The organism is Streptomyces sp. B3I8 (assembly GCF_030816915.1).
Taxonomy (GTDB): Bacteria; Actinomycetota; Actinomycetes; order Streptomycetales; family Streptomycetaceae; genus Streptomyces.
This window is the reverse complement of sequence record NZ_JAUSYN010000002.1, coordinates 6170383-6186048: the sequence shown is the minus strand read 5'-3', so window position 1 is coordinate 6186048 and position 15666 is coordinate 6170383. Positions and strand designations below refer to the sequence as shown.

The 15666-nt window shown below is 71.0% G+C and carries 19 protein-coding genes; 11 read left to right on the top strand and 8 right to left on the bottom strand.

What is annotated here, in order from left to right; genetic code table 11:
- The first annotated feature begins 118 nt into the window (after positions 1 to 118).
- The 5 genes from QFZ64_RS29655 (at position 119) to QFZ64_RS29635 (ending at position 4585) form a co-directional block, all read left to right on the top strand.
- Positions 119 to 2494, top strand: a complete 2376-nt coding sequence (locus QFZ64_RS29655; RefSeq protein ID WP_307070545.1) for a nitrate- and nitrite sensing domain-containing protein — start codon at positions 119 to 121, stop codon at positions 2492 to 2494.
- Positions 2491 to 2940 carry a roadblock/LC7 domain-containing protein gene (locus tag QFZ64_RS29650; RefSeq protein ID WP_307070544.1) on the top strand — a complete coding sequence of 150 codons (450 nt, stop codon included), beginning with the start codon at positions 2491 to 2493 and terminating at the stop codon, positions 2938 to 2940. Before QFZ64_RS29655 ends, QFZ64_RS29650 begins: the two co-directional genes overlap by 4 nt.
- Complete coding sequence (locus QFZ64_RS29645) at positions 2937 to 3335, top strand: DUF742 domain-containing protein (protein WP_307070543.1); 399 nt, start codon at positions 2937 to 2939, stop codon at positions 3333 to 3335. Before QFZ64_RS29650 ends, QFZ64_RS29645 begins: the two co-directional genes overlap by 4 nt.
- Positions 3316 to 3906 carry an ATP/GTP-binding protein gene (locus QFZ64_RS29640; RefSeq protein WP_307070542.1) on the top strand — a complete coding sequence of 197 codons (591 nt, stop codon included), beginning with the start codon at positions 3316 to 3318 and terminating at the stop codon, positions 3904 to 3906. The genes QFZ64_RS29645 and QFZ64_RS29640 overlap by 20 nt, the downstream gene beginning before the upstream one ends.
- A 118-nt stretch (positions 3907 to 4024) precedes the next feature.
- A complete protein-coding gene (locus QFZ64_RS29635; RefSeq protein ID WP_307070541.1) occupies positions 4025 to 4585 on the top strand; it encodes a DinB family protein in 561 nt (186 codons plus the stop codon).
- 722 nt (positions 4586 to 5307) lie between these two features.
- On the opposite strand, the gene QFZ64_RS29630 is transcribed toward QFZ64_RS29635, so the two are convergent.
- Genes QFZ64_RS29630 through QFZ64_RS29615 form a run of 4 tightly spaced genes read right to left on the bottom strand, consistent with a single transcriptional unit; the run spans position 5308 to position 6767 of the window.
- Positions 5308 to 5526 (bottom strand): hypothetical protein, encoded by a 219-nt coding sequence (locus tag QFZ64_RS29630; RefSeq protein WP_307070540.1) that lies wholly within the window; start codon positions 5524 to 5526, stop codon positions 5308 to 5310.
- Positions 5523 to 6173 (bottom strand): ankyrin repeat domain-containing protein, encoded by a 651-nt coding sequence (locus QFZ64_RS29625; protein WP_307070539.1) that lies wholly within the window; start codon positions 6171 to 6173, stop codon positions 5523 to 5525. The genes QFZ64_RS29630 and QFZ64_RS29625 overlap by 4 nt, the downstream gene beginning before the upstream one ends.
- Before the next feature lie 47 nt (positions 6174 to 6220).
- Positions 6221 to 6409 carry a YdeI/OmpD-associated family protein gene (locus tag QFZ64_RS29620; RefSeq protein WP_373430682.1) on the bottom strand — a complete coding sequence of 63 codons (189 nt, stop codon included), beginning with the start codon at positions 6407 to 6409 and terminating at the stop codon, positions 6221 to 6223.
- A gap of 46 nt (positions 6410 to 6455) precedes the next feature.
- Positions 6456 to 6767, bottom strand: a complete 312-nt coding sequence (locus QFZ64_RS29615) for a hypothetical protein (protein ID WP_307070538.1) — start codon at positions 6765 to 6767, stop codon at positions 6456 to 6458.
- Positions 6768 to 6928: 161 nt separating this feature from the next.
- Here QFZ64_RS29615 and QFZ64_RS29610 point away from each other — a divergent pair, with 161 nt between their 5' ends.
- On the top strand, positions 6929 to 7198 hold the full coding sequence (locus QFZ64_RS29610) for a hypothetical protein (RefSeq protein ID WP_307070537.1): 270 nt from the start codon (positions 6929 to 6931) through the stop codon (positions 7196 to 7198).
- Between the two features lie 33 nt (positions 7199 to 7231).
- On the opposite strand, the gene QFZ64_RS29605 is transcribed toward QFZ64_RS29610, so the two are convergent.
- Positions 7232 to 8146 (bottom strand): AraC family transcriptional regulator, encoded by a 915-nt coding sequence (locus QFZ64_RS29605; RefSeq protein ID WP_307070536.1) that lies wholly within the window; start codon positions 8144 to 8146, stop codon positions 7232 to 7234.
- 11 nt (positions 8147 to 8157) lie between these two features.
- On the bottom strand, positions 8158 to 9081 hold the full coding sequence (locus QFZ64_RS29600) for an MBL fold metallo-hydrolase (RefSeq protein ID WP_307070535.1): 924 nt from the start codon (positions 9079 to 9081) through the stop codon (positions 8158 to 8160).
- Positions 9082 to 9380: 299 nt separating this feature from the next.
- On the opposite strand from QFZ64_RS29600, the gene QFZ64_RS29595 reads away from it, so the two are divergent.
- The 3 genes from QFZ64_RS29595 to QFZ64_RS29585 all read left to right on the top strand — a co-directional run bounded on the left by QFZ64_RS29595 (position 9381) and on the right by QFZ64_RS29585 (position 11805).
- Positions 9381 to 10460: a hypothetical protein gene (locus QFZ64_RS29595; protein WP_307070534.1), complete on the top strand. Its 1080-nt coding sequence runs from the start codon at positions 9381 to 9383 to the stop codon at positions 10458 to 10460.
- Between the two features lie 163 nt (positions 10461 to 10623).
- Positions 10624 to 11532, top strand: a complete 909-nt coding sequence (locus QFZ64_RS29590; RefSeq protein WP_307070533.1) for an NADP-dependent oxidoreductase — start codon at positions 10624 to 10626, stop codon at positions 11530 to 11532.
- A 66-nt stretch (positions 11533 to 11598) separates the two neighbouring features.
- A complete protein-coding gene (locus QFZ64_RS29585) occupies positions 11599 to 11805 on the top strand; it encodes a hypothetical protein (RefSeq protein ID WP_307070532.1) in 207 nt (68 codons plus the stop codon).
- 51 nt (positions 11806 to 11856) lie between these two features.
- Here the strand turns inward: QFZ64_RS29585 and QFZ64_RS29580 are convergent, their stop codons facing one another.
- Together QFZ64_RS29580 and QFZ64_RS29575 are read right to left on the bottom strand one after the other, a co-directional pair.
- Entirely contained in the window at positions 11857 to 12438 is a 582-nt protein-coding gene (locus QFZ64_RS29580) for a hypothetical protein (RefSeq protein ID WP_307070531.1), read from the bottom strand.
- A 572-nt stretch (positions 12439 to 13010) separates the two neighbouring features.
- A complete protein-coding gene (locus tag QFZ64_RS29575; RefSeq protein WP_307070530.1) occupies positions 13011 to 13466 on the bottom strand; it encodes an SRPBCC domain-containing protein in 456 nt (151 codons plus the stop codon).
- A 124-nt stretch (positions 13467 to 13590) separates the two neighbouring features.
- Here QFZ64_RS29575 and QFZ64_RS29570 point away from each other — a divergent pair, with 124 nt between their 5' ends.
- Both QFZ64_RS29570 and QFZ64_RS29565 read left to right on the top strand, forming a co-directional pair.
- Entirely contained in the window at positions 13591 to 14481 is an 891-nt protein-coding gene (locus QFZ64_RS29570; RefSeq protein ID WP_307070529.1) for a TetR/AcrR family transcriptional regulator, read from the top strand.
- A 68-nt stretch (positions 14482 to 14549) separates the two neighbouring features.
- Entirely contained in the window at positions 14550 to 15398 is an 849-nt protein-coding gene (locus tag QFZ64_RS29565) for an SAM-dependent methyltransferase (RefSeq protein ID WP_307070528.1), read from the top strand.
- Positions 15399 to 15666 lie beyond the last annotated feature (268 nt).

Genomic DNA, 15666 nt, shown 5'->3' with positions numbered 1-15666 from the left:
GAACAGTTATGAGGAGAGTGTCCTGCGCGTGAGCGGATTGAGCAGGCCCGGACGGCGCAGAACAGGCAGCGCTCGTGACGGTCGCCGACGGACGGGCCCGACGGACGGCACCCCGGGGGTGGCCGGCGAACGCCGACTGCCGCTGCGCACGGTGCTGCTGGTACTGCTCCTGGTGCCGAGCGTGGCGCTGGTCTCGCTGTGGGGCGTGTCCACGTACCAGCTGGGCACCGAGTACCGGAAGCAGTCCGCCCAGCACGATCTGACCACGACCGTCGTGCCGTTCGACGCCGCACTGTTCAACGCCCTGCAGCAGGAGCGGCGGTTGACCCAGGAGGCGCTGGCCTCTCCCCGGGCGTCCCGGGCCGCCCTTACCCGGCAGCGCACCATGACCGACCGGGCGGTGCGGGCCTTCGAGCCGCTGGCCTCATTGGACACCAGCGACGGCCAGCAGGGGCTGGCCGCCGCGCTCTCCCGGACGGTGGAGGTGACCGGCCGGCTCTCGCAGGAGCGCCGCGCGGTGGACGTCGGGACCTCCGACGAGGACCGGGCGTACACCTACTACACCGAGGCGATCGACGCCGGCATCAACGTCTTCGCGGCGCTGTCCCGCGGCGTCAACGGTGAGGTGACCGGCCTGTCGCAGGTCCTGTTCGACCTGAACGGGGTCGTGGACATGATCGGCCGCGAGGACGCGGTGCTGGCCCGCGACTGGCCTCTGGGGCGGATGCCCGCCGGGGACTTCGACCTGATCGCCGACGCCGTCGGCACCCAGGAGTACCTGCTCGAGTCGCGCGTCGCACCGAACCTCACCCCCGAGGGGAGCCGGCTGTACGCGGCGATCACCGAGAGCAAGGCGTGGAAGGACCGGGTCGCGCTGCAGGAACGGCTGGTGGCCGCCAAGGCCGACGGCGACGACCGGGTGCTGCCACAGATCCGTACCGAGTGGCGGACCGCCACGGACGCCTCGGTCGCCCAGCTGGGGAAGCTCATCGTCGTGCACAGCAAGGTCTCCGACACCGCCGGCGCCGACGGCGTGGAGCGCTTGCGGCTGTACCTGTTCGCCACCGCGGCCCTGGGCCTGGTCGCCATCACCCTGGTCGTGCTGGTGAGCTGGCGGCTGACCAACAGACTGCGGCGACGCGTCACGGCCGTCCGCGACCAGGCACAGGACCTGGGACAGCGGCTGCCCCAGGTGGTCGCCCGGCTCGAACGCGGCGAGGACGTCGACGTGGACGCCGAGGTACCGGTACTCCCGTCGGCGTCGGACGAGTTCGGCCAACTGAGCCGGGCCCTGAACCAGGCCAGCCGCAGCGCGGTGCACACCGCGGTGCGCCAGGCCGAGCAGCACCGGGGATTCGAACGGCTGCTGCAGCGCATCGCGCGCCGCACCCAGCTCCTGATCGGCCTGCAGTTGAAGAAGCTGGACGAACTGGAGCGCCGGCACGAGGACCCGCAGGTGCTGGAGGGGCTGTTCGACCTGGACCACCTCACCGCCCGGCTGCGCCGCTACGAGGAGAACCTGGTGATCCTCGGCGGCGGCCAGCCCCGGCGCCGCTGGCGCAAGCCGGTGCCGCTGCTGGACGTCCTGCGCTCCGCGCAGGGCGAGGTGCAGGACTACCGGCGCATCGAGATCGACGTCGAGGGCCGGCCGTGGATCTCCGAGCGGGCGGTGGGGCCGCTGATCCACATCCTGGCCGAGCTGATGGAGAACGCGACCGCGTTCTCCAAGCCGCCGACCCCGGTCGAGATCAAGGCGGCGCCGGTCAGCCGGGGTGTCGCGGTGGAGATCGAGGACCGCGGACTGGGCATGGAGGCCGCGCAGTACGAGGCCGCCAACGCCCTGATGCAGGCGCCCCCGCAGTTGGACGTGATGACCCGCGCCGACGATGTGCGCCTGGGCCTGTACGTGGTGGCCCGCCTCGCGGCGTCCCTGGGCCTGCAGGTGGAACTGCGGCCGTCGGCGTTCGGCGGCACCCGCGCCATCGTCCTCGTCCCGCAGGACCTGGTGGCCGAACGGCCCCGGTCCGTGGCGGACGCCCCCGACGGTCCGCCGTCCGACGACGTCGGCGCCTCCTTCCCCGCTCCCGCGCCCGCGCCGCGCCAGGACGCCGTCCTCCGTGCCGCGGACGACGTCCCCCACGCGAGCGCCCCGGAGGAGTTGCCGGTGCGCTCGCGGGGACGGGCGATGGCCGACGTCACCGCTCCGGTGCCGGCACCGGGACTGGAGGCGGCACCGGAGGCGGAGTCGGCACCGCAGAGCGAGCCCACCCCGCTGCCCCGCCGCACGCGCCAGGCCAGCCTGGTGGCCGAACTGCGCACACCGGCTCCGCCGGACACCCCGGCTCCCCAGGCACCGCCCGGTGCCCCGGCCCGCTCCGGTGCCACCATCGCCGCGTTCCAGCGGCAGTCCCGCAGGAACCGCGCCGACGGCACGTGGCCCCCCGCGCCCGGTACCGACCAGTCCGAACCGCCCACGACGGAAGACCGAGGATGACTCAGCGAACCACCGCCACCGACGCAGACCTGGACTGGCTCCTGGACGGACTGGTCGACCAGGTCGCCGGCACCCGACACGCGATCCTGCTGTCCGACGACGGCCTCGTGATCAGCCGTTCGAATACCATCGACCGCTCCGACGCCGAGCGCCTGGCCGCGATCGCGACCGGTCAGCAGAGCCTGGCCCGCGGCGTCGGACAGCTCTTCCAGGGCGGCGAGGTCCACCAGGTCATCGTCGAGATGGCCGGGCTGTGGCTGTTCGTCACCTCGGCCGGCCGGGGCACCCACCTGGCCGTGATCGCCTCCCAGGAGGTGGACGCCGAGGTGATGGCGGTCGCCATGCACACCCTGGTCCAGCAGGTGGGCCAGAAGCTGGGCACCGACACGCGTACCCCGCCGGCCGATCCGCCGTCCCCCGCCGCCGGCCCCCGGGCCGGAGCATGAGGCACTGGACGGAGGACCTGGACGAGGACGCCGACGAACCTCTGGTCCGCCCCTACACCATCACCGGCGGACGCACCACCGCCGGCCGCGACGATCTGACCCTGATCACTCTGATCACGGCACAGACCCCGACCGGCACGGACACCGCCGCCGACCGGCAGGCGCTGCAGCCCGAGCACCGCGCCGTCCTGCGCATGTGCGCCCGCCGGCCCGTCGCGGTGGCCGAGATCGCCGCGGAGCTGAACCTGCCGGTGTCGGTGACCAAGATCCTCATCGGTGATCTGATCGACAGCGGCCGGGTACGGGCCCGGCCGCCCCTGACCTTCGCACGGAACGGCGAACAAGCCGACATGACGCTTCTGGAAGCGGTGAGAAATGGGCTCCGCAGACTCTGACCCGGCACAGACGGCCCAGGCCGTGAAGATCCTCATAGCCGGCGGCTTCGGTGTGGGCAAGACCACCATGGTGGGCGCCGTCAGCGAGGTCGCTCCCCTGCACACCGAGGAATACCTGACCCGTGCCAGTGTCGGCGTCGACAACCTGGCCGGCATCGACGCCAAGACCACCACCACCGTCGCCCTGGACTTCGGGCGCATCACCATCAACGACGAGTTGGTGGTCTACCTGTTCGGCACCCCCGGCCAGGAACGCTTCTGGTTCATGTGGAACGACCTGGTCCACGGCGCCCTGGGAGCGGTGGTACTGGCCGACACCCGCCGGCTGGAGGCCAGCTTCGCCTCCATCGACTTCTTCGAGAGCCGTGGCATCCCGTTCGTCGTCGCGGTCAACTGCTTCCACAACGTCCGCGACCGCACGCCCGCGGAGATCCGCGCCGCCCTGGACCTGGACCCCCACGTCCCCCTGGTCATGTGCGACGCCCGCGAACGCGCCGACGGCCGCGACGTCCTGCTCGCCCTGATCGAACACCTCATGGCCCGTCACTCCACACCGGAGCCCGCCGTCTGACCCGCCCCTCGCGCACGGGGGCGCGGGGCACCGGGGCACCGGGGCACCGGGGCACCGAGATCTTCGGCGCCGGGAAATGGGGTGGTGGGCCCGGCCGCCCAGCCCCACCATGGGACGCATGACCGAGCAACCCGCACGATGGACCCGGGCGACCGTCTACCCCGACATGTGGCTCGACCCGGCCGACGACCCCCGCAACAGCGAGGGCCCCGCCCCGGACGGTGAACTCGCCACACTCCAGGACTTCCTGGCCAACTACCGCATGACCCTCCGGATGAAGTGCGAGGGCCTGGACCCGGAACAACTGGCCCGCCGGTCCGCCCCACCTTCGACGATGTCCCTGCTGGGCCTGGTCCGCCACCTCGCCGAGGCCGAACGGGACTGGCGCAACTGGATCAGCGACGACACCCCACTCCCGAAGCTGTACGGCCCACGCGACGCGGACTTCGACGAAGCCGTCGCCGAACAGCAGATGGTCGACGCCGCGTTCAAGACGCTGGAGCACGAACAGACGGCGACCGACACGGCGTTGGCGGCCCACCCGGACCTCGGCACCCGCCTGGGCAAGGACCGCATCGCCGTCCGCGAACTCCTGGTCCACAGAATCGAGGAGTACGCCCGCCACTGCGGCCACGCCGACCTGCTCCGCGAACGGATCGACGGAAGGGTGGGGCAATGACGGGCAGCGCCCGGAAGCCGGGACGGTGACCGTGAGCACCGGGAGAGCCCCTCACGGTGACGCACCCGCCGTGCCACGCGCCCCCGCACTCCCCCGCCCCGCCCCTCACCGAGCCCCTCAACTTGATCAGGCAGCAGACTCATTCTCACGGCCTTCGTCTCGGTCACGTGCACCTTGATCGGAGCACAGGATCAGACGAAGGCCGCCCCCGCGTCCGGCGAATCCCCAGGCGAGCGAATCCGTTCGAGACGCCATTCGAGACACCTTGCGAGATCGCGGCACCATGTACCGCATGACGACGAACCGAAGGGTCCGTGCCGCGTAGACGGCCGGGACGGATCCGTGTCGACGCCCCCGGCAGTCACCGGACCATGGGTGCAAAGCCCGTCATCGACGGCCTCTCTTCGTATGCACTGTCCGAGACCACCCGTCTCGAGCGCACCCGCAACCATCTGCAGCAAGGTGATGTCAGCACGGCTGTGGGCCTGTGGAAGAGATACGTCCACCAGCCCGAGCGGAATCTGTGGCACGACTACGAGTGGGGCTCTGTGCACTGGTACTGCTGCGACAACCCGCTCGAAGCCCGAGCCCTCCTCGACACCGTAATGCAGGCCATGTCGCCCCGAAGCGGCGCCGAACTCAGAAAGCTTGTCAGCCGGTCAGACGCCGTCTGGAACCTTCCGTCCCCGCCCTACGACGCGGACGGAAGATAAAGAACGAGCTCAGACGTCGTGCTGGAACCGCACCGGTTCTCCGAGCACCGCGCCGACACTGTCGAAGTCCGCCAGCCGGACCGCGACGGTGGCGATGGCGGGGCGCTCGGGGAGCGCGGCGGAGAACTGGCCGCGTGCGGCACACGGATCGACGTCCGGCGGTACGAGCCGAGGCCACGGCGCACCATGGAGGGTCTTTCTTCTGGGAACAGCTCGCCAGGGCTTCACTCGTCGTGAGCGTCGTCGAGTCGAGAACTGATGAGTCGGCGGACCACCGGATACTCCTTCAGTCGATCTGGCGGAAAGTGTCTCTCCGCCTCAGGGTCGCCCTGAGCACGCAAGGCGGATTTCTGTCCTCTGTCCACCGCGTCGAGCGCCGCCGGTGTCACGCGTGCGCCCCGGTCGATGAGTTTGCGGACAATCTCCGTACGGCCGTTGTGAGCAGCCGCCGTCAGCGCAGTACCGAAAGGAGGGACAGTCAGATCGATGTCCGCACCGTGATCGAGGAGCAGGTCCACTATGTCGGGATATCCCTGCCCTGCTGCCCCCAGCAACGCCGTGGTCGTTCCCTGATGATGATTGGGTCGGGCCCCGACTGCCAGAAGTGCGCCGACCGCGTCGAACCGGCCGAAGGTCGCGGTGAAGCGCAAGGGTGTCGTCTCCCGGTACTCCCCGATGGGTTGCTCCGGATCGGCCCCTGCGGCCAGCAGCAGTTCGACCACGGCCAGGTGGTCCCCCCAGATCGCCACGTCGAGAGCCGTGCGGCGCCCTCCCCCCGGATCGTCCACACGGGCACCCGCACGCAGAAGGCGTTCCACCGCGGCACGGTCTCCCGCACCGGCCGCCGCGACCATTTCGTCCTCTGGCGAATCCACTGTCCACCCACCTCTCGGCCCACGTGGCCGGACCGGCCACTACGCGACTACGGGTGCAGCTTCTCGCGTCTCGCCGGCATCGCCACGTACTTCTCGATCCGGGGTGCCCGGGTCTCGGCCCTCTCGGCGTCCTGGACGCGGTACAGGATCGCGTAGCGGTTCTGCCGGTCCGGCGTCGCGAAGAACGCCACAGCGGCCGGGTCGGCGGCCAGGGCCGCCGCGAGGCAGTCCGGCACCGTGGCGGTCCTCTCGCCGCCGTCGGCCGGCAATCGGGCGTGACGCCTACCAGTAGACGCGCGTGACCTTGTCAGGCAGCCGCCCCTGCCGCTCCGCTTCCCGCAAGATCGCCGCTGCCACGACCAGGAAAGTGTCGCGAATCCTCGGGTCCGAGTCCGGTTCCACGTTCTCCACATTCCCGACGTTTTTTTCCAGGACCATGCGGCCGGTGATCGTTCCCTCTGGCGTGCAGGGGCGGGCGACCGATCCCTCGGGGTCGGTCAGAATATTACCGGCATCCCCTTCCCCGGTTTCCCAGGCGTAGACGGATCCCGCTTCGAGGGAGAGGATTTTCCTGCACATCAGTGAGGCGGTCACAGGCATCACCCTTCTTTTTCATCTCACTCGGGCCAGGATCTCAATGGGGGATTCGGACGGTCATGGGCCCGGTACGATGACATTCTGGAAGAAGCAACGGGAGGAAGTGCATGGGGCATTGCTACCGTCTTCACGGATCCGACCGGATGGGGCTACCACAGATGCGCGATGCCTTGTCGGCTTCCCTGGGGATTCGGTTCGACACTCGGGAAAGCGGCTTCAAAGGAGGTGAATACTATCTTGCGCGAGTGGGAGGAAGCGGGAAGGTCACGATCGAAGCGAACTGGGTGGACGATGAGGGGTACCTCGCCGAGCCCGATTTCCCGAATCACTCCACGCTCGTGTACGCCACCGACCTGGACGCACGCATGCTCTCAGCATTGGAGAACGCGGCCGGTCTTCCATGCTTGCGGGTGGAGCACGTCGATTGAGGTCACCGGGCCTGCCGTGCCGTCCGCCCGCTGTCACGGATCCCACCGTGTCGGCTCACGATCGCCGCCGTGTCTCAGGCGGTAGCGGCCGGGGGCGATGCCGTGGGCGCGTTTGAAGGCGTTGGCGAAGGCGTACCGCGAGCCGTATCCGACGCTCCGCGCCACGGAGTCGAGAGAGGTGTCGCCGCTTTTGAGGAGGCGGGCGGCGACGCTCAGTCGCCACCAGGTCAGATAGGCCAGCGGCGGCTGCCCCACCAGACCGGTGAACCGGCGTGCGAAGGCCGCCCGGGACATCGCGGCCTCCTTGCCCAGTTCCTCCACCGTCCAGGCCCGTGCCGGGTCCCTGTGCATGGCGCTGAGCGCGGCGCCGACGACGGGATCCGCCAGCGCCGCGGACCAGCCGGGCGCGCCCCTGCCGGACTCGTCGTCGAGCCAGGCCCGGAGCATGTAGACGAGCAGCAGATCGAGCAGCGTGGACAGGGCGGAGACGGATCCCTGCTGCGGGTTGCGCAGTTCGTCGCCCAGCAGCGACACGGCCGAGCGCAGTGCGGGATGGCGCCCGAACTGTGCTCGCAGGTGGATGACCTCCGGCAATGTGGTCAGCAGGGGATGGGACCGCGTCCGGTCGAGCCGGTAGGCCCCGCACAGCAGGGACGTGGAGCCGTTGGCGTCGTCCACGGCGGTATGGCCAGGGCCCTCCAGGGTGTGCCGGGTGCCGTGTGGGGTGAGGACCACGTCACCCACGTCCAGGACGCGGGGCGGGGCGTCGTCCGTCAGCAGCCTGCAGGACCCGCTCAGCACGATGTGGAAACCCGCTCCGGCGAAGGGTGCGAAGGGGATGCGCCATGCGCCCGCGCGGTCCTCCCGGTTGGCGAAGGGCCGGCCCGAGCGGAGGGAGGAGACGACATCACTGAGCACGTCCATGTCCACGCCCCGGTCCACCTCCACGTCCGCCGTCCTCACTCCCCCGGCGCCGGCGCGGCCAGGGGTGCCCACTGCTTGATGACGAAGTCTGCTCCCTCCCGGACGACTTCGGCCGCTCCCGCGCCACCCAGGTGGGCCGGGACGATGAGGGCGTTGGTGTCCGCGGCCCTCTCCAGCATGCGGCGGCGGCTGATCGCCGCCTGCCCCTGGTCCTCGCTCAGACAGGTGTCGTGGTCGGGCATGAGGAACTGCAGCGGCGTGTGGACGAGGTCTCCGACGAAGAAGGCACGGTCCGTGCCGGAGTGCAGCTCCAGCACCGCGGAGCCGGGCGTGTGCCCGGGGGCGAGCCGGAGGGACAGACCCGCGCCGACGGAGTGCTCGGTGCCTTCCCACAGCAGGGCCTGACCGGCGCGGTGCACGGGCAGCACGCTGTCCTCGAACCCCGCCCTGCTGTCGGCGGGGTCGGCGAAGTCCGACCTGGGTGTGACGCCGTTCGCCGGGTTCCAGTAGTCGAAGTCGGCCCTGTGCATCAGGTACTGGGCGTTCGGGAACGTCGGGGCCCATTCGCCGTTCACCAGCCGGGTGTTCCACCCGACGTGGTCGGTGTGCAGATGCGTGTTGACGACCGTGTCCACGTCCTCGGGCCGTACGCCGATCGCGGCGAGCCGGTGCAGGAAGTCGCCGTCACGGTCGGCCAGCAGACCGTGGATCCGCGGCTTGTGGTTGCCCAGCCCGGTGTCCACGAGGATCGTGCGCCCCTGCCCCCGCAGCACCCAGGTCTGCATGTGGGCCCGGTAGTCACCGGTCGCGGCGTCCCAGTAGTGCGGGGCCAGCCAGCCCCGGTGCTCCTGCCAGGCGTCGGCGGGGAGGGTGGGGAACAGCACGTCGACCGGTGCGAAGCGGCCGTGCCATTCGGTGATGCGGGTGATCTCGAAGTCGCCCAGTGTGAAGGTCTGCATGCTTCGACCGTACGAGCACCGTACGAGACGCTCGATAATCCAGAGTCCCGCACTGATACGCCAACGTCTCGCGCAGGGGGCTCGCGTCAGCCTCCCGGGTCGCAGTGCCCCGTTGCCCGGTCCGTCCCGGGCCGGCGCGGTCGCCTCCCGGATCTGCCCGGCCACCCGCCGCGCCCGTTCCTCGAACTCCTGGAGCGGCTCTTTTGCGGCGGGATCCGTTCGGCCACACTGGTGTCGCTCGACACCGGTCCGGCTCCTGTCCCGGGCGGGAAGGGCGTGGCTTCGGGGGGAGTATCACGATGACAAGCGACGATCCGACCGATGGTGAGGTGCGTGCGGCGCTCGACGTGTACTTGGCGAGTGGGCGACGCAGACGCCCCCATCCCGCTCCGGCGGATTTCCGGCTCTCCCGACTGCACCTGCTCGAAGCCTCCGTCACCCGTCGCGTCGAGCGCCGCACCGAGGCGACACGTCACCAGCCCGGCGCCGTCGACCTTTCGGAACGGCCGCTCTACGACGTGCTGCGGGACTACAGGCTCGGCCCGCACGAGAAGCCCGCCGACCGACCGATCGACCTGGTCCGGTCCGGCACGGTGCATCTCGGGTCCTGTGACTGCGGCAACGGCCGACGCCGGTGCGCCGACTGCGACGGGATGCGGTACCGGCCGTGCGAGCCCACCCAGACGTGCACCGAGTGTCTCGGTGTCAGCGCATGCACTCAGAACCTGAAACACGGCGGTCTGCCCGACCCCCCTCCTCGAGCGGTGAAGGCGGGCCGCGCCGTCCGGCCCGAGGAGGAGCGGGTGGACTGCGCGGCCTGCCGGACCCCCGGCAGTGCGTGCCCCGGATGCCGGGGCTGGGGGAAGGTGAAGTGCACGAAGTGCGACAAGGGGCGTATCACCTGCCGCACGTGCAAGGAATCGGGCACCGTCGAGTGCACCACCTGCAAGGGGCACGGCAGTCTCACGTCCTGGACGGCGGGGCGGATCGAGTGGGACTCACGGACCGAGGCGGTGCCGTCCCCCGTCCCGAGGCCGCGGCCCGTCGCGTCGGAGCTGGAGTCGGCCGGCTGGCGAAGGGACCGGCTCGACACCGGTGATCCGCTCCCCGACGACCTTCTCCCCGCCCATCGTTCCGTACTCGAACCGGAACTGGGTCCGCGGCCGGGAGAGAAGGAGCGCGAGGTCGTCATCCGGCGTCTCACGGTCGTCAGGGCGGTCCCGCCCGGCTCCGGCCATCTCGAGTTCTACGTGTTCCGAGATTCCGGCGGCCGACTCGACGTGCGACGGCGGGTGTCGGAGGCGGGACGGCAGAAGGCCTACCTCGCCCTGGCGGCGGTCGTCGCCCTCGTCGTCCTCGTACTCTTCCTGGCCCATTGACCGCCCTGCCCGCCGAACGTGGGGCGGGAGGTCATGTTGTACGGTCGACGAATCGGAGTAGAAACGTGCTCCGGGACAGGCCACAGCCACGGTGCCCTGACCGGGAGCACGCGCACACGCGGTGTCGGACGATCCGCCACTCCTTCCCCGGAAGGAGTGCGTCATGAGGGCAGTACGGTTCGGCCGGTTCGGCGGCCCGGAGGTGCTCGAGATCGTCGACCTCCCCGATCCCCGTCCCGGTGCCGGAGAGATACGGGTCAGGGTCCGTGCCGCGGGCATCAACGCCAGTGACTGGAAGAAGCGCCGGGGCCTGATCGACCGGGAACTGGAGCTGCCCCGGACTCTGGGCCACGAGGCCGCGGGCATCGTCGACGAGGTCGGCGACGACGTCTCGGGGGTCGCGGTCGGCGACAGGGTCCTCGGAGTCTCACCGTACGGGGCCGCGCAGGCGGAACTGGCCGTGCTGTCCAGCTGGGCCCCCGTCCCGGACTCCCTCGACTGGGCGCGGGCCGCGGCCATCCCCGCGGCGGCCGAGACGGCGGCGCGCGCCCTCGACCAGCTCGGTGTCGCGGCGGGCAGCACCGTCCTCGTCAGCGGGGCCTCCGGCAGCGTCGGAAGTGCCGCCGTCCAGTTCGCCGTGGCGCGCGGCGCGCACGTCATCGGCACGGGGAGCCCCGGCACGCACGCGGCCCTGCGCGCGCTCGGTGCCGAGGCGGTGGCCTACGGCGCCGGGATGCCGGACCGGGTCCGGGCCCTCGCGCCCGGGGGCGTCGATCTGGCCCTGGACGTCGCCGGCAGCGGCGTCCTTCCCGAACTCGTGGAACTCACGGGCGCACCCGAACGCGTCCTCACGGTCGCCGACTTCCGGGGTGCGCGGCGGACGGGGGTACGGTTCAGTCGCGGCGACACCGGCCGCGCCACGTACGCCCTGGACCGGGCGGCCCGCATGGCGGGAGCGGGACGGTTCTCCGTGCCGGTCGGCCGGACCTTCCCCCTGCCCGAGGTGGCCGACGCCCACCGCGTCGGCGAGACCGGAACGGTGCGCGGCAAACTCGTACTCCTCGTGGGCTGAAGGGCGTACGGCTCGTCCTGTCGTCCGGCCCGAGGAGACGAGCGCCATCAAGGGAGCACGGTAGACATGACCGCAGTACGCATGGCCGCGGCCGTGCTGATCACATGGGGCGTGCTGATCGTGCTCCTCCTCGCGCCGTCGCTTCTGCCGGATCATTGGCAGTACTACGTCTACTCCCCGGCGAGCGTGGGGCTGTGGCTGCTGGCCATGCTCGTCGCACCCGCCGTGGTCTGTTTCCTCGGATGGCCATGGATCAGGTCGGGCCGCAGGTGAACGCCGGCTCGCGGCCGGTCCGGGCCGCTCGGGCCCGACCCGGTCCGGGGCTCAGGGGCGCGGCGACAGGTGGAACCATCGTGGGAGTCCGACGGGTGGTGGTACCAGGATCTCGGGTGCCGGCTCGCGCCAGCGGTAGAACATCACGCAGGTGAGGGCCGTGGCGCAGGAGGCGACACAGAGCAGGACCACGGTCACGGTGTCGTACTGCCTCATGGCGACGGCGACACCGACCGCGAGCAGGGAACTGGCGACGAAGGCGGCCCGCAACCCCCAGTAGGAGGCACGCCCGATGGGCAGGGGTGTCCGCTTCACATAGGTCTCCCAGCCGATCACGTCGTGACCGGCCGGCGCCTCCACCCTGTCGCGGAGGTAGGCCGCGATCCGGTGTATCCGGAAGGTGTGGTGCAGCCAGTTGATGCCCATGATGAGCGACAGGATGGGATGAACGAGCACGATGGCCGGATTCTTCGTCTGAACGCCCACCGACAGCACGGTGCCCAGTGAGATGACGGTCGAGGCGGTGATCTTGAACTGCAACTCGACCAGTGTGAAGATCTCGTTGCGCAGGGCCGCGTATTCGGCCACGAGCAACTGCGTACGGTCGTGCTCGGCTCCCGGACTGCTCACCATGACGATGTCGTAACACGGGCGGAACGCGGAAGCAGAGGGGAAAACAGGCTGCCTTCCGCGTACCGCCGGGTACGGCCGCGGCCGCTCACCCCTGTTCAACGCGGTGACCGACACCCGCACGGAGAAGCGGCCTCCGACCGGTCCCCCGGCCACGACCGACTCACTGTCCGAGTCCGGGGGGCCTGCTTCTCGGCACCGCCCTCGCGGACGGACGGGTCGTCAGCCCTCGCCAGGCGCGCCTGGCAAGACCGTCTTGGCACAACTGCGCGTAGAGGCACGGAGTCACACGGTCACCGACCGGGTGGCTCCTGGGCAGACAGACCTCGACCTGCTCCTCGCTACCGCTTCACCGCTGCGCGACGACCTCGAGTCGCGGCCGCAGGATGCCAGGCACGGAGGTCGTCGTCGGTGAGTCCGTGCCCGCTCCGGACCCGCCCGTTCCCGGGCAGCGCGAGCGGTCCGGCCAGTTCCTTCAGTCGTACGCGAAGCCCTGGCCGGTGTGGACGCACCCGACCCGACCGGGAGCCGGCCGGGTCGCAGCCTCGACGACCGCGCCGTCGACGACCGCATCATCACGGCCTCGATTCGCCCTCCCCGTCCATCTCCGCCAGTACGGCGGGCAGCCCGACCGTCAGCATCTTGCGGCGGACGCGGCCCAGGACCTGGGACATGATCAGGCCGCCCGCTCCCGTGAAGCCGGTGTGCTCGTAGGTGAACCGCGTGCCGCCGGCGTGCGGTTCGACGCGGTAGGTGACCTCGGTGGTCTCGCCGCCGCCGTGGTCGGTCCAGGAGTAGCGCAGCAACCGGGGGGCGTCGACCTCCCGTACGACGCAGTCGACGATGCCGCTCCAGCCGGGCTTCGGCTTCGCGACGAACCGGAACTCGGTGCCGACCGTGGTGGCGAAGCCCTCCGGGCGCGCTCCGGCGCCCGTCGCCGTCCAGCGCGGAACGAGGTCGGGGTCGGTCACGGCGCGCCAGACCTTGGCGGGGCTGTGCGGGTACTCGCGGACGATGTGGATGGTGCTCATGGGACTCCCCTGGCAGGACGGGGCGCCCATGCGTGGCAAGGCGCCGCACCCCGGCGGCTCTAACTACAGTCACTAGAAAATTACAGTAGCAGCAGAAAGATACCCGCCGTACTACGCTGGCGGCATGAGCACGGTGGACTGGACCGCCTGGCGTCCGCAGACCGCGGAGACCGGCGCCGAGGGGTTGCGGGAGCGGAAGAAGCGGCTGCTGCGGCAGCGGCTCTCCGACACCGCGACCGAGATGTTCCTGGAGCGCGGCTTCGACGACGTCCGGGTGTCGGAGATCGCCCGTGCCTGCGAGGTGTCGGAGAAGACGGTCTTCAACCACTTCCCCACCAAGGAATCGCTGATCCTGGACCGGGGCGAGGCCACGGGCGCCGCGCTGCGCGCCGGACTGGCCGAAACGGAACGTCGCCCCGTCGAGGCGACGGTGGAGATCCTCGCCGCAGAACTGCGCGCCCTGACCTCGTGGCTCGCCGCCCAGGACGATCCCCGTGACGCCGCCGCCCGGATCAGGCGGTTCGGCGCGCTGACCAGGTCGACGCCCTCGCTGCGCGCCTACCACCAGGACATGACAGACCGGCTCGTCGCCGTCGCCGCCGAGGCGCTCGCCCGGCGCGGCGGCGGGACGCACGACGGCCGGGCGGGCGATCCCTCTCACGACGCCGGCTTTTCGCGCGGCTCCCCGCACGGCCCCGAGGTGCGGCCCGAGGTGCAGATCGCGGCGATCGCCCTGGTCGGACTGTGGTCCGTGCAGTTCCGCAGCCTGGCGAGGCATCTCGCCGACGACACCTGCGCGCCCGACCGGCTCCACGACGCGGTCACCGCCGACGTCCGGCGCGCGGCCGACCTCCTCGACACCGGCCTGGCCGCCCTCGACGGAACCCTCGCGGACCCCATTGCCACACCCGTTGCCACACCCGTTGCCGAATCCGCCGCCGAAACCCGTGCCGGGACCGCCCGCGCGACCCCGCGCACACCCGTACGCCCCACCGTCGAAAACATGCCAAGATGATGTTCTGACAGTCACTCACCACCCTTTGTCCGGCGGTGGGCTGCGAGTCCAGGACGGAGCCAGCCAGCATGACCTCCCCGACCTCCCCCAGCACCGACGGCAGCGGCGGCGGCACCGGTGACGCCGGCACCCCCTCGTACACGATCGACACGAGCAAGCCGCACCCCGCCCGGATGTACGACTACTTCCTCGGCGGCAAGGACAACTACGAGGTCGACCAGGAGGCCGCCGAGCAGTTCATGAAGGTGGCACCGGAGGTGCGGGACGGGGTGCGCGCCAATCGGTACTTCATGCACCGCGCCGTCCGGCACGTCGTCGCCGAGGGCGGGGTGCGGCAGATCCTCGACATCGGCACGGGGCTGCCCACCCCGCCCAACGTGCACCAGATCGCGCGGGCCGTGGCGCCCGGGACCCGTGTCGCCTACGTCGACAACGACCCGATCGTCAGCGCGCACTCCAGGGCCCTCATGGACCAGGACGACACCTCCGTCGTCCTCGCCGACCTGCGCGACCCGCGCGGCATCCTGGACCACCCCGAGGTCCGCCGGGTCATCGACTTCGACCAGCCGGTGGCGGTGCTGCTCGTCGCCATCGTGCACTTCCTGTCCGAGGCGCAGGACCCGGACGGCATCGTCGCGACGCTCCGCGACGCGCTGCCCACCGGCTCCTACCTGGTGCTGTCGCACGCCACCGGCGACCTCCACGAGGACCACCGCGAGGACGCCGCGGCCGTCTACCGCCGGGCCACCGCGAGCATGAACCTCCGCCACCACGCCCGGATCCTGGACTTCTTCGGCGACTTCACACTGGTGGAGCCCGGCCTCGTCACGGTCACGGACTGGCGCCCCGACGAGCCGAGGGCGGCCGGTGCGCCGCCCATCGGCATCTACGGCGGGGTCGCCCGCAAGAACGGCTGACCCGGTCGGCAGCCCTCACCGGCCGACAGACGACCGCCCGCCCCTGGTGAGGGGGCGGGCGGTCGTCGTTCACCCGTGCCCCGCGCGGCATGCACAGCGTGCGGGCCACGGAGCCGAACGGCCCCTCCCCCACCCGCCCGTCGAAGGGCCGTTCGGCCCCCCGCGTACGGCGCTTCGGCCCTGACAGGACCGGGTGCCACTGGACGGATGGTGGCCACCGGCTGCGGGTGCCGCCACCGGGGGCGCCGCCACCGTCGTACTGCGGCTC